A 12,639-nucleotide genomic window follows, 5' to 3' on the forward strand; every position below is an offset into this window, starting at 1 on the left:
GGAGCAACGTGAATGGCTACTTTAAATCCACGTGACGTTGTCATCGTTGATGGCGTACGTTCTGCAATGGGTAAAACCAAAAACGGTATGTTCCGCAATGTTCGTGCGGACAGCTTATCTGCTGAATTAGTACGTGCTTTAGTTGCTCGTAACCAGTTTGATGTCAATGAAGTTGAAGATCTAATTTGGGGATGTGTGAACCAAACTTTAGAACAAGGTATGAACATTGGTCGTAACATCGTATTGTTGGCTGATTTACCAAAAACTGTTGGTGGTCAAACGGTTAACCGTCTTTGCGGTTCTTCTATGCAATCCATCCATACTGCTGCTGCTCAAATTGCAACAAACCAAGGTGATATCTTCATCGTGGGTGGTGTCGAGCATATGGGGCATGTAGGTATGATGCATGGCATCGACCTTAACCCTGAAGCATCAAAACACTATGCAAAAGCATCTAACATGATGGGTTTAACTGCTGAAATGTTAGGTCGTATGAACGGTATTAGCCGTGATGAACAAGATGCATTTGGTGTTGAATCTCACCGTCGTGCTTGGGCTGCAACACAAGAAGGTCGTTTTAAAAACGAAATCATTGGTGTTGAAGGTCATGATGCCAATGGCTTTAAAGTTCTATGTGACATCGATGAAGTGATTCGTCCAGATGCGAACATTGAAGCATTTAAAGCATTGCGTCCTGTATTTGACCCTAAAGGCGGTACTGTAACTGCTGCGACTTCTTCTGCATTGTCTGACGGCGCGTCTGCAATGTTATTGATGTCTGCTGAACGTGCTCAAGCTTTAGGTCTTAAGCCACGTGCGGTGATTCGCTCTATGGCAATTGCAGGCTGTGATGCTGCGATCATGGGTTATGGTCCTGTTCCTGCAACTCAAAAAGCGCTTAAACGTGCTGGCTTAACGATGGATGATATCCAAACCATCGAGTTAAACGAAGCGTTTGCTGCTCAAGGTCTTTCCGTAATGAAAGGCTTGAACATCTATGACAAGCAAGACAAGATCAACTTGAACGGCGGTGCGATTGCATTGGGTCACCCATTGGGCTGTTCTGGTGCGCGTATCACCACAACATTGTTGAACGTGATGGAGCAACAAGATACACAAATCGGTCTTGCAACCATGTGTATCGGTCTTGGTCAAGGTATCGCGACAATTATCGAACGTGTTTAAATTTTAATTAAAACACCTCGAAAAAAATCCTCGCTTATTGCGGGGATTTTTATCGATTACTTCTAAAGTTTGCTATCAAGTGCCTAATTTTATAATCTGGTAACCCTGAGTGTGGATGAATTTGACTACTAAAGAAGCTATTTCTATTAGTTGATGGGTAATTTGACCATGATATAAAATCTTTAAAATTAGAATCATCTTCATTATTACTTTGTTCAAACAAAAATGATGCCCAACTTTCTAACATCGTGTTAGTTGACAATAGAGTATCTACAGCATAAATGATAATTCCCCCACAACACTCATTTTCTTCGCCTGTAGAGTAATCATCAATCAATTGTTTGAAACCGTGGTGAATCCAAGATAATCCTGTCCAAATTTTGGACTCCCCTAGCCACTTATATGGCTTACCATCAATTTCAACATGTATATCAACATGACCATTTCGATATTTATCATGACAAGCTGAATAAGATAATTGCTTCAAACCATTAACAATTTGAATATTCATATCGTCTTCAAATATTTTCAAATGAGCAGAATCTAGATTCTGATATTTCTGCCTTATGTATTTCCTAGCATCAGATATATCTGAAATAATAGAGTCAATATCCTCATATAAAGTTTCTACAAAACTTTCATAATTCTTAGGTTTTCTACGTTTAATCATCTTAAGAACATGTGAATCAGTTATATCTAAGTCATCTAATGAGAAATCAGCCATCAAGATTCACCGTTCTTTCAAATTGAGGTGAAATTGAAAAAAAAGTTAATACCTGTTTTTTAAAATCTTCTTTTGTTAAGGTAGATCCAGTTAATGGATTAAAATAGTCATTAGCTTCAATAGCCTCAATAAGCTCAAGAATATCTTCTTCATCTTCTAACTCTTCATATCTGCCAAATCTAGGATTAAATATTTCAAACTTTTGATTTAAAACATTTATATCCTCTCTTGTTAAATAAAAAACTGAGTTAATAAAAATATTCTTAGATATAGGCGCATTTATACTATTATATAATTCACTGAAAGTTAAGTGTTTTTTATATTGAGGTCCAACTGAAATATAATCAATTAAGCTTAAACAAGCAGATAGCATTTCAGTTGGAGCAAATTCTAGTTGCTCTTGAATCAAACACTTAATTTGTTCAACATAAACAGAGCGTTCCATAAAATTACCTTAAATTAAGTAATTTATTTATTACGAACTCAATATCCTCATAAGATCTAGAGCCATAAACAAATGTGCTGTACAACAATTGATCACCACTACTTAAGGCATGATAACTACTATTTAATGAAACTTCTATGTCCCTATCGTAATATTTCTTGCTAATTCTATAAGGAGTTATAGTCTCATCTAGTTTTATACCATTAATAGTAGTATTTTTTAAACCATTTACTCCAGATTCATGATATAAATTTTTTCTTATATCAGCATTATTTTTATTCAATTTTTCATGATGTGCAGTGCCTTCGGTAGTTTTAAAATAAATTTCAGTGACCCCACTTCGATCATCAATTTGTTCATCATAAAATGCTTGAATACATGGAAAAAGGTTCAAAATTTTTTCTTCTAAACTATTGCCTAAAACTAAAGTAGCCCCTAGTTGTTTTTTTATAAAATTAGTGAAATTGTTCTGAATAACATTTAATTCATTCTTCGGTAGAATACTAGCTAAATCAATCATAACAATAAATAAATTTCGCTCCAGATCTATAATAATTGAATCGAAGCATGTTATTAAATCAGTTTTCAAGCCATAAATTTGACTAAAATAATCACCCAAATCGTCCTTCAACTCATCAGGATCTATTTCCTCTCTAACAGTCAGTTCTCTAACTTGTAAATATTGATATAAAATCACCGTGTCATCTTCTCTTAAATCTACACGATTTTTTGGAAAGAAAATTTGCTTGTTTGCTTCTGCTTCCTTGTTTACATCAGTTTCGTAACTTTCGAAAATAGTTTTTAGTTGTTTTTCTAAATGATCAAGATTTTCAACATTATGATAAAGAGTAATGAATTTATCATCGTAAAGTAAATGATTAGTAACAGTTTCTCTAATTTTCAAAAAAAGAGTATATAATTTATCAGTATCATATACATCACCAAGCTTACCTGCAAAATCCTCCATTTTCCTAGCACTTAATTTCCTACCTATTTGCTTGAAAATTTTTTGAAATTCTTTAACAGACATAGTTCTTTCTATGGCTAAATCAATCTGTGAAGCTATTTCTTCACGTAAAAAATCTGCTGATGGTAATTCTTGTGGCATAATTAGCTCCTTATATCAAAATGTTCACTCAGATAATACAAAATAATTTATGCAGAGTAATATACGAAACAATTAGTTACGTCATTATTTGTCGTATATCTCATAAGTTTTATTCTCTAAATCTTTCACTAATTTTTAATTAGAGTTTATCAATACAAAAAGCCAATCAACAGATTGGCTTCAACATATATTTAGAACACTGTTATATTGATTATTTAGGCAGACCACTTTGCCACTTATCACCTAACATCAAGTCTAAACGTGCTTTATCAAAATTCAACTGAAACGTTCCATTACGAACAGCTTCCAAAGCTTTATCACGGTTCATACCCATTGAAAGTGGTTCAATCATGGTAAATAAACCTGTAGTCGGGTCAGAAGACTGTAAACCATTTGCAACAGCTAACACATATTCTCTGAGTAATGCTGAAGGAATTTGATTAAAATTAGGTTCAGGCGCTTTAGGCTGAATATCCAATACACCGATATTATCGCCAATACTATAGTTTTGAATTTCGTTCTCTTTTTTAATAACTTGATGTTGCAATGCTCTACGCACAGCTTTGTTTTCTTGATAAGGCGTAACACCTACCGCTTCCTGACGAAGCTCAGAATCTGCCATCACTTTAATTGTCGGCAATGACGCAACTTCTTCCGCCTGTACAGTGGGTAACCAAACAGACAATGCCGTTGCAAGTATAGAAACTTTGATAAAGTTCATACATTTCACCTAAAAAAATAAATCAGATTATCAATACAATAAAATGATTTTTAAATGTTGAATATTGTCTATTAAATAGGCTATAACAATTTAAAGTTGGATTCACTAAAGCTCAGATAAACGGTAACGACGTTTAATTTTCTTATTAAAAAACATATATATTTTCTTACTGAACATTCTAAATAAAAAAGCCATCATTTATATTTTACTGAGAGATGTTGTATTTTTTGGCATCTTTAAGATTTATAAATTTTCATTTTCAAGTGATCAATCAACTAAAATATTCAATAACCTTAGGCTTATAATTTTCATTCATCGACTTTTATAAACGTCTTGGCTTAGTCAAAAAACAGCATTCTAAGCCGATAAATATTATTGGAATATAGATGGTCTGCCTATCTGAGGCGATATGGATAATCATTCAGCAAATATTTGAATTGATTCTTTTCCATGATGTCGTCCAAATTTAGGAAAAATAATTCAATATCTTCTGTATATGGCTCAAGTACTCTTTAATCTAGATCACCGATATTCAATATATTGAAAAGATTTTCAGATCAGTTGTTGCTTCTGTTCAAAGTCCATCATTGCTTCAGCTTGTTTGGTCAGTGTATTGACGATAAACTCAAACAGTACTGTTACAGTCAAGAGGTATATGATGAACCTTGCTAAAGTTGCTGCACTGACTCAAATCAGTCCTCGTATGCTCCGTTATTATGAAGAATTAGGATTAATTCATCCTCTACGAACAGCAAATCATTATCGCTTTTATAGTCAAAAAGATATTGAAGATATTCATAAAATTAAAGTGCTCAACGATGCTGGAATGCATCTAAAAGACATTAAACTTTTACTGCCCTGTTTTGACTTGGGTGAGGAAAAATTTACTTTATGTCCAATTGCCAAATACGCATTAAACATGGAGTTAAAGAATATTTCAGAGAAAATTTCCAAGCTAAAACAATCAGAAGACTTATTAAAATCTTTTCTAATCATGGGAAAGGTTGAGTAAGAATATAATTTTCTAAAACTCACTTTCACTCATTTTATTGCGCTCAGATCATTCGTTATTTGATTGAAATAAACTGATCAATACATCAATGACTGTATTGATCGCATTACTTACACTTTCAATGTTCAAGCACGCTGACCCGTTCTCTTTCTCCAGAATCCAAATCATCCCAAGATTTTCGCTCATCCCAAAACCAATAACCATTTTTATCCTTTGCGACACATCCAACATCAGCGCCACTTTTAAAAGTGGCATAATCAGCATCCTTAAGCTGACCAAAACGTTCTTCGTAAATATGATGGTGATCTTTAGCATAGCAATCGCCTAATAACTTAAAGGTTTTTGGATCTGCATCTTCCAAAATAGAAAAATTACCACCATCAAGCATGTTGAAATAACGATAAACATGACGTTTATCTTGATAAAAGTTGGAAGGGTTTAATCTCTTAAATGTCGAGCTATCAATTGTTCCTGTCAATGAAAGCTCGTTATCCCCACCGAAACCGAAATGTGTATAAAAACGATCGCTAAACATAGACAGACTCTTGCTGGGCTGAACATGTTCAGAGAATAAATGGCTGCAACGATTTGCGTAGGGAAACTTTAATGCCAATTGATGATGAGCATTAACATATAAATTATCCCGTACATGGACCCATTGTTTATTTTCCTGCTCGGCATTCAAGGCTGCTTGCTTCTCTTCGCTAGCACATTTGTCGTACTCAATTTGTTCAGCACAGAGAATGGCTGCTATACCTAAAAACTGTTTCCAGCCATAAACCTTTTTATAACGATCAAAACCAAGAATTGGATCACGATCAATTTGATAGATACCAAAATGATAACGATATAATGCAACACTTTTGCAGTCTTGTTTAACCAAAAATGGCGTCTGATAGACATAACTTATGCCACCAACCAATAGCAGTATAAATATTGCAATAGACATCCATCGTTTTATATTTCTTATTGATCCAATTCTATTTATTGAGTTCACAAAGCTTCTTGTAACACCTCAGCATTCTGTTCCTTTTTCTGATTGATCTGACTATTTAGTTTAAGAACGTCTTGATATAACTGGTTAAACTGTTTGACCTGGGCATCTTCTTTAAACAAAATTTGATTGCCTTGTTTCTGCCATTGATATTTTTTCAGCATGTCAAACATGGTCTCAGCTTTTCCTAAAATTTGTAATTCATTTAAAATCAACGCATTTTCAGGATCAAGTTGTGCACTTTGTTCAAGTTTATCTTGTAAAGGTTTTTTCAAATCTTTACGTAAAGTAGATTTTTTTAATTCAGCAAGCGCCTCGTTTTTATTTTTCATATTGTTTTGTTGATATTGTTGCATGGCTTGACGCACAGTTCCTAGCATCTGAGTGGTTTCAAGATAATTTTGCTTACGGTCTGCATCCAAACGATTTACATCTAAAAAATGGTCCCACTTAGCCGCTGCAAGCTGATTTAAATAAGCATTTCGTGTATCAATATTCTTGATCCAATATTTAAGCAAGAACTCTGACAAAATTTTATAGTCACCTTTTAATCGAGCATCGTGAATATCAATATTGACAGGCTTAGCGCGATCTTGTGCTTGCTCTGAAAGTTGGCGCATCTTGTCGGTCATGACCATATCGAATGCTTGTCGATTTGCTTCTTCATTTTTGATTGAAGTATGGTCGTAGTAGAAAAATCCAATAATTGCCAGAAAAATGATACCGAACACGATCAAAATTCGACGCATACCAGTCTCCAAACCATGTTATAGATATCTTAGAATATCCTAAGCAACTCATTTCTGTATATTATTTCTACAAAATTATGATAAATAACGTAGTCTACTTTTGATGATCAAAATTTGACTTTAAATTTTCCTTACTGGACCCCATCATAAGCAGTAATTAGATTGTAGAGATTTCCTATGCGCGTAGATATTTGGTCAGATGTAGTTTGCCCATTCTGTTATATCGGTAAAAAACGTTTAGAAGCAGCGGCAGAACAAGCAGGTATCGAACTTGAAGTCCATTGGCATAGTTTTGAACTTGATCCAGATGCGCCACCACGCCAAGAAATTTCAAACTCAGAACGTCTTGCGCAAAAATATGGTCGTACTATTGCAGAAGTTGAAGACATGCAACGTAATATTGCAACCATGGCACTCGAGGAAGGCATTCAATTTAATTGGGAAAATGCCAACTCAGGCAATACATTTAACGCCCATCGCATCATCCATCTTGCACAAAGCAAAGGACTTGGTTCAGAAGCGGAAGAAGCATTTTTCTATAGTTATATGACACAAGGCTTACCGATCGGTGAACGTGAAACCATTGAAGATGTAGCATCACGTATAGGTTTGAACCCTGTAGAAGTCGATGATGTATTGGACTCTGAAGAATATGCCGACTTTGTAAAATTTGACGAGCAAGTTGCCCATGAGCAATTGAAAGTCACAGGTGTACCATTCTTTGTATTTGATCAACGTGTTGCTCTTGCAGGTGCTCAACCTCGTGAAGTATTTGTTCAGGTCTTACAAAAAGCACTGGAAACTGCAAGTGATGAAGATGTTGAACAACAAGATGCTCCTGTCTGCAATGATGACGCTTGTGATGTACCGAATAAATAAATAGCAATATTGAAGAACTCTTCAAATGGAGTTCTTCAATATATTTAGATCAAAGTTGAATATTCATTATTTGAAAAGTAAAATAAGTTAGTATCTAAGAGCACAATATTATCAAACATTTCGATTACTTATTTTGAATTGACTTTTTAGATATATTTACGTGTCATTTTTGCAATACAGCGTTGCAAAAAAGCAACTATTCAGACTTTTTTTCTTAGATTATGATCAGCACATATTTTTCGTTTCCACGAAATTCTTGCGCTGTAGTTTCTTATTTTTTCTTATTTTATAAGACAGAAGAGCCTCCCTTTGGGAGGCTTTTTTGTATATCACCAGATAAAATATCACTTGAGGATAAAAACAAAGTTATCCACAATCCTGAATAATTTTTAGGCATTGAAGTGATTTTTCCTACTTTAAAATATATTCAAAATAAATCCTTCATTTTTAATTAATAATCAGTTTTACTGATGAAATGTACTTTTTGCATGGTTCTGCCCTTTGATTTATACACTTCATTTATCAATACTTTATGTTTTTTGTACCTATTCTCAGTATTGAATTGAAATTTACTGTTTTTTTCAGGCATAGTGATGTTGAAAATTAAAAACTGAATGACTCAACGTTTAAGAAAGTATGCATATGAAGAAAATTCCATCGTTAATTTTCTCAAAATTACCTTATGCCTTATTATTAGGTGGTCTTTTGGGGAATTCTGCTTTTGCAGAGCTAAATCATAGTCTCGATGCCAATGTCGATGCAAAGAAAGCTGACTCAAGCAAATCATTATCTTCGATTGAGGCAGAGGAAAAAGGCTTACTCAACTATATTCCAAAAATCGTTGACTCAACACCAACGATTTTTCCTGAACAATCTGATCAAGTCATTGTGCCTCCAACACAAGCCACAGAAGACCAGACATGGGCGGATAAAAAGCAGAAAAAACTCAGCGATTGGGTAGATCGTACAGCCAATAAAATGGATGGATGGTTTGGAGAAACTGACCCAACTCGCCCTGCAACTGCAACATTACGTATTCTGGTTGATAATCAGTGGAATAAGCATGATGGCTATGATGTAAATCCACGTATCCGAGGTAAGATTAAACTCCCTACCTTAGAAAATCGTTTAAGTGTGGTTTTTGGTGATGATTCATTAGATGATGAAATTGCCAACAATATTGCGATTTCAAATAATCATTCGGATGGTGATCCAAACAAAAGAATCGATGGTAAACAAATCAGAGATGATAATAGTTCGATTGCACTCCGTTGGTCACAACTGTCAAAACGTTTGCCCTTTGATTTAGATGCAGACTTAGGTATCCGTTCAGGTGATGATGTTTATGCGCGCTTAAAAGCACAAAGAGACTGGTCTTTGGGAAATGATTTTACCTTCCACGCTGAACAGATTTATCGTTATGGGATCGACAGTGAGAACTACCTAAGAACCAACTTAGAATTGACTCACGCACGACCAAATCAGCCGTTTATTTCCAACCAATTTTATCTGACCTATGCCGATGAACAAGACGATGATCTAACTTGGGATAACCGCACCTATCGTCAACATCAATTCTTTAAAAACAATCGTTTTAACTACGGTATTTATACTGGAGGTTATTATAATAATAATGACCTTAAACTGAACAGTTGGGGACCGTTTATCTCTTGGCGACAACCTGTTTGGCGTGAATGGTTCTATGTCCAAGGTGATTTAAATTATTTTAATGACCGTCGCGAAGACCGTAGCCACTTTCCAAGTGCCTTGGTTCGTTTAGAAGCGTTATTTTAAGCATTAGATGAATATTTAAACGCAACTGTGGATAAGTTCTTACTTATCCACTTCGCTTGAGACAAGTCTGTTGATCCGCACTAGCGTATGGCTTCTATAGTATAAAGTTCTAATTTAAAACTATATAAAGTTTCAATTGAATTCGGCATCGACATCGTTTCATAAGTCATACGTCCAATCGCTCGGACTTCTTTTCCCACTAAATCATCATCTATTTTAAGACTTGGATGCACAGCTATTGGAAATGAACCACCACGTTGACCATCCGAGCTCGCCAATTCATAGTTTTTCCCACTTTTTTTTAATATTCCCAATACAGAAGTTTCAGTGCCTTGTCTTAGAAACATCGCATTGTGTACAGATAAATCTGTAGTATTGGCACGGCGTTTTTCAACAGCAGGAAGTTCATATGCGGATACTGAGGTTATCAGGGTAGAGCTCAAGACTAAACCGCTGATCAATTGAATTCTTTTAAGTTTGATCATTTTATATTTTTCAACAAAAAGCCTATCTTAAAGATAGGCTTTCTGAAAAACAACAACGATTTATTTCAATAATAAATTATTGATACGTTTTACATACTCAGCAGGATCATCTGGTAAACCGCCTTCTGCGATTACCGCTTGATCGAAAATCACATTGGCTAGATCATCAAACTGCGCAGAACCATCCAATTTTTTCACCAAAGGATGTTCTGGGTTAATTTCCAAAATTGGTTTAGATTCTGGGACAGCCTGCCCTGCTTGCTTCAACATACGAATCAATTGTGGAGAAAGCTCACCTTCGCTAGTGACTAAACATGCAGGTGAATCGACTAAACGAGTCGTTACACGCACTTCTTTAGTTTTGGCTTTTAAAGAATCTGATAGTTTCTCAACCACGGGCTTGAATTGCTCAGCCGCGGCTTCAAGTGCCTTTTTCTCTTCAGCATCTTGTAAGTCACCGAGATCAACAGCTCCTTTTGCGACATTCTGCATCGGTGTGCCATCAAACTCATGTACAAATTCCATTGCCCATTCATCAACACGATCTGCCATCAATAGCACTTCAATGTCTTTTTTACGGAACAATTCTAATTGTGGTGAGTTTTTAGCAGCAGCAAGGCTATCCGCAGTCACATAATAAATCGCCTTTTGCCCTTCTTTCATACGTGCTTTATATGCTTCCAATGAAGTTGAAACATCATCATTGGTCGATGTAGAGAAGCGTAAAAGTTTAAGAATTCTTTCACGATTACCAAAGTCTTCACCCAGACCTTCTTTGATCACTGAGCCAAATTCAGCATAGAAAGTTTTGAACTTTTCTTGATCTGCTTCATCTTCAGATTTCGCCAAAGCATCTAATGTGGTTAAAACACGGCGTGTATTACCTTCACGAATGGTTTTCACATCACGACTTTCTTGTAGAAGTTCACGACTGACATTTAATGGAAGATCTGCACTATCTACAACACCTTGCACAAAACGGAGATAGTTTGGAATCAAATTATCTGCATCATCCATAATAAACACGCGTTTTACATACAATTTAATGCCAGCTTTCGCTTCACGTGTGAAAATATTGCTTGGTGCTTTGCTTGGAATATAAAGTAGTTGGGTATACTCCGTACTTCCTTCAACACGATTGTGTGCCCATGCAAGTGGTGCTTCGAAATCATGTGTCAGGTTCTTATAAAACTCAACATACTGCTCTTCTGTGATGTCGCCTTTACTGCGTGTCCACAATGCGCTTGCAGAGTTAATGGCTTCCCATTCATCCGTTTTAACGTATTGACCAGGCTTTTTCTCTTCGCCTTCAACCGCTTCTTCTTCCTGCCATACCTCTTTCTGCATTTCGATTGGCAAACTGATATGATCAGAATATTTATTGATAATTTGTTTTACTTTATAGGTTTCTAAATAGTCCAGAGCATCATCACGTAAATGCAAGATGATATCTGTTCCACGTGAAGCCTTATCAATTTGAGCGACTTCAAAATCACCCGTTCCACCACTGATCCAACGGACACCTTCAGATGCATCCAGACCCGCACGGCGAGATTCAACTGTGATTTTGTCTGCAACAATAAAGCCTGAATAAAAACCAACACCGAATTGACCAATCAACTGTGCATCGGCTTTTTGATCACCAGACAGCTTAGACATAAAGTCTTTGGTTCCAGACTTGGCAATCGTACCCAAGTTATCGATGGCTTCTTGTTGGCTTAAACCAATCCCATTGTCTGAAATCGTAATGGTTTTCGCATCTTTGTCTAGACTGACACGTACGTGTAGGTTCGGATCATTTTCATAAAATTCTGGATGATTAATTCCTTCAAAACGCAATTTATCACATGCATCTGAGGCATTAGAAATCAATTCACGCAGGAAAATTTCAGGATTTGAATACAGTGAATGCGTCACTAAATGTAAAAGCTGAGCCACTTCTGCTTGGAAGCTGTGCTTTTTTGAATTTTGTTGTACGTTCTGTTCGCTCATAAAATCACTCCGTAAATTCATAACGCTTTTTTATCGAATGCTGTATGAAATGGAGTGGTTTAAGCATATTTCAATAGTAAAACCAAATTTTTTTTAAAATGGACCCTGTTCATAGACTCGATTCATATAAGTCTCAAGTTTTTGTTGTCGCATTTGATATGCATCAGTCAAACAACGCACATTATCCTGACATTGATTACGCAGTTGTAACCATTTCACTTGTTGGTCTTGAATGACTCCACGTGTTCCCATAGGAACTAATTTTCGGATAATGTTGTAGGTTGTCGCCATTTTAACATCTGCATCATTTAGACTGCGTTGTTCGCAGATACGATGCTCTGTTTTGGTTTGGGCGTGATCACAGTTAAAACTGGCTGCATGAGTAATTGAAATGCCGCTGCTAAGTAAAAATATTATTGGAATTCGTAATTTCATATTCATTCAAAAAATAAAGTGATGAGTTTTAGATTAAATTGATTTTGTACATTGTTATATAGTCAAAAATGACTATTTTTTATGGTTTCTTGTTTCAAACAAAAAATGATCGGTTT

General features: G+C 35.5%; 13 protein-coding genes. 4 read left to right on the top strand and 9 right to left on the bottom strand.

Annotated features, from left to right (window positions below; all coding sequences use genetic code 11):
* Positions 1-12: 12 nt before the first annotated feature.
* On the top strand, positions 13-1,185 hold the full coding sequence (gene fadA / locus AC1Z3T_RS07315) for an acetyl-CoA C-acyltransferase FadA (RefSeq protein ID WP_009584468.1): 1,173 nt from the start codon (positions 13-15) through the stop codon (positions 1,183-1,185).
* A 49-nt stretch (positions 1,186-1,234) separates the two neighbouring features.
* Here the strand turns inward: fadA and AC1Z3T_RS07320 are convergent, their stop codons facing one another.
* The 4 genes from AC1Z3T_RS07320 to AC1Z3T_RS07335 form a co-directional block, all read right to left on the bottom strand.
* On the bottom strand, positions 1,235-1,909 hold the full coding sequence (locus AC1Z3T_RS07320) for a hypothetical protein (RefSeq protein ID WP_483396553.1): 675 nt from the start codon (positions 1,907-1,909) through the stop codon (positions 1,235-1,237).
* Entirely contained in the window at positions 1,902-2,354 is a 453-nt protein-coding gene (locus tag AC1Z3T_RS07325) for a hypothetical protein (RefSeq protein ID WP_483396554.1), read from the bottom strand. The genes AC1Z3T_RS07320 and AC1Z3T_RS07325 overlap by 8 nt, the downstream gene beginning before the upstream one ends.
* Before the next feature lie 4 nt (positions 2,355-2,358).
* A complete protein-coding gene (locus AC1Z3T_RS07330; RefSeq protein WP_483396555.1) occupies positions 2,359-3,462 on the bottom strand; it encodes a hypothetical protein in 1,104 nt (367 codons plus the stop codon).
* A 211-nt stretch (positions 3,463-3,673) separates the two neighbouring features.
* Positions 3,674-4,183 carry a hypothetical protein gene (locus AC1Z3T_RS07335; RefSeq protein WP_004826268.1) on the bottom strand — a complete coding sequence of 170 codons (510 nt, stop codon included), beginning with the start codon at positions 4,181-4,183 and terminating at the stop codon, positions 3,674-3,676.
* A 658-nt stretch (positions 4,184-4,841) separates the two neighbouring features.
* On the opposite strand from AC1Z3T_RS07335, the gene AC1Z3T_RS07340 reads away from it, so the two are divergent.
* The gene (locus tag AC1Z3T_RS07340) at positions 4,842-5,195 is read left to right on the top strand and encodes a MerR family transcriptional regulator (protein WP_483396557.1); all 354 of its coding nucleotides are present in this window, start codon (positions 4,842-4,844) and stop codon (positions 5,193-5,195) included.
* Positions 5,196-5,313: 118 nt separating this feature from the next.
* On the opposite strand, the gene AC1Z3T_RS07345 is transcribed toward AC1Z3T_RS07340, so the two are convergent.
* Entirely contained in the window at positions 5,314-6,144 is an 831-nt protein-coding gene (locus AC1Z3T_RS07345; RefSeq protein WP_483396556.1) for a DKNYY domain-containing protein, read from the bottom strand.
* Positions 6,145-6,188: 44 nt separating this feature from the next.
* Positions 6,189-6,938: a hypothetical protein gene (locus AC1Z3T_RS07350; RefSeq protein WP_139419984.1), complete on the bottom strand. Its 750-nt coding sequence runs from the start codon at positions 6,936-6,938 to the stop codon at positions 6,189-6,191.
* Between the two features lie 177 nt (positions 6,939-7,115).
* On the opposite strand from AC1Z3T_RS07350, the gene AC1Z3T_RS07355 reads away from it, so the two are divergent.
* Both AC1Z3T_RS07355 and AC1Z3T_RS07360 read left to right on the top strand, forming a co-directional pair.
* Positions 7,116-7,817 (top strand): DsbA family oxidoreductase, encoded by a 702-nt coding sequence (locus tag AC1Z3T_RS07355; protein WP_042089621.1) that lies wholly within the window; start codon positions 7,116-7,118, stop codon positions 7,815-7,817.
* Positions 7,818-8,459: 642 nt separating this feature from the next.
* On the top strand, positions 8,460-9,611 hold the full coding sequence (locus AC1Z3T_RS07360; protein WP_005035298.1) for a hypothetical protein: 1,152 nt from the start codon (positions 8,460-8,462) through the stop codon (positions 9,609-9,611).
* Between the two features lie 80 nt (positions 9,612-9,691).
* Here the strand turns inward: AC1Z3T_RS07360 and AC1Z3T_RS07365 are convergent, their stop codons facing one another.
* From AC1Z3T_RS07365 to AC1Z3T_RS07375, 3 genes are all read right to left on the bottom strand, one after another.
* Positions 9,692-10,096, bottom strand: coding sequence for a hypothetical protein (locus AC1Z3T_RS07365; RefSeq protein ID WP_151798282.1), 405 nt, complete (start codon positions 10,094-10,096; stop codon positions 9,692-9,694).
* A 60-nt stretch (positions 10,097-10,156) separates the two neighbouring features.
* A complete protein-coding gene (gene htpG, locus AC1Z3T_RS07370) occupies positions 10,157-12,088 on the bottom strand; it encodes a molecular chaperone HtpG (RefSeq protein WP_394893882.1) in 1,932 nt (643 codons plus the stop codon).
* A gap of 93 nt (positions 12,089-12,181) precedes the next feature.
* Complete coding sequence (locus tag AC1Z3T_RS07375; RefSeq protein ID WP_009584443.1) at positions 12,182-12,523, bottom strand: lysozyme inhibitor LprI family protein; 342 nt, start codon at positions 12,521-12,523, stop codon at positions 12,182-12,184.
* Positions 12,524-12,639 lie beyond the last annotated feature (116 nt).

This window comes from Acinetobacter sp. B-6 (genome assembly GCF_056930735.1).

Excerpts from the sequence above, each read along its gene's own strand:
- fadA (WP_009584468.1), top strand. The coding sequence starts at position 13 with ATGGCTACTTTAAATCCACGTGACGTTGTCATCGTTGATGGCGTACGT.
- AC1Z3T_RS07320 (WP_483396553.1), bottom strand. The coding sequence starts at position 1,909 with ATGGCTGATTTCTCATTAGATGACTTAGATATAACTGATTCACATGTT.
- AC1Z3T_RS07325 (WP_483396554.1), bottom strand. The coding sequence starts at position 2,354 with ATGGAACGCTCTGTTTATGTTGAACAAATTAAGTGTTTGATTCAAGAG.
- AC1Z3T_RS07330 (WP_483396555.1), bottom strand. The coding sequence starts at position 3,462 with ATGCCACAAGAATTACCATCAGCAGATTTTTTACGTGAAGAAATAGCT.
- AC1Z3T_RS07335 (WP_004826268.1), bottom strand. The coding sequence starts at position 4,183 with ATGAACTTTATCAAAGTTTCTATACTTGCAACGGCATTGTCTGTTTGG.
- AC1Z3T_RS07340 (WP_483396557.1), top strand. The coding sequence starts at position 4,842 with ATGAACCTTGCTAAAGTTGCTGCACTGACTCAAATCAGTCCTCGTATG.
- AC1Z3T_RS07345 (WP_483396556.1), bottom strand. The coding sequence starts at position 6,144 with ATGTCTATTGCAATATTTATACTGCTATTGGTTGGTGGCATAAGTTAT.
- AC1Z3T_RS07350 (WP_139419984.1), bottom strand. The coding sequence starts at position 6,938 with ATGCGTCGAATTTTGATCGTGTTCGGTATCATTTTTCTGGCAATTATT.
- AC1Z3T_RS07355 (WP_042089621.1), top strand. The coding sequence starts at position 7,116 with ATGCGCGTAGATATTTGGTCAGATGTAGTTTGCCCATTCTGTTATATC.
- AC1Z3T_RS07360 (WP_005035298.1), top strand. The coding sequence starts at position 8,460 with ATGAAGAAAATTCCATCGTTAATTTTCTCAAAATTACCTTATGCCTTA.
- AC1Z3T_RS07365 (WP_151798282.1), bottom strand. The coding sequence starts at position 10,096 with ATGATCAAACTTAAAAGAATTCAATTGATCAGCGGTTTAGTCTTGAGC.
- htpG (WP_394893882.1), bottom strand. The coding sequence starts at position 12,088 with ATGAGCGAACAGAACGTACAACAAAATTCAAAAAAGCACAGCTTCCAA.
- AC1Z3T_RS07375 (WP_009584443.1), bottom strand. The coding sequence starts at position 12,523 with ATGAAATTACGAATTCCAATAATATTTTTACTTAGCAGCGGCATTTCA.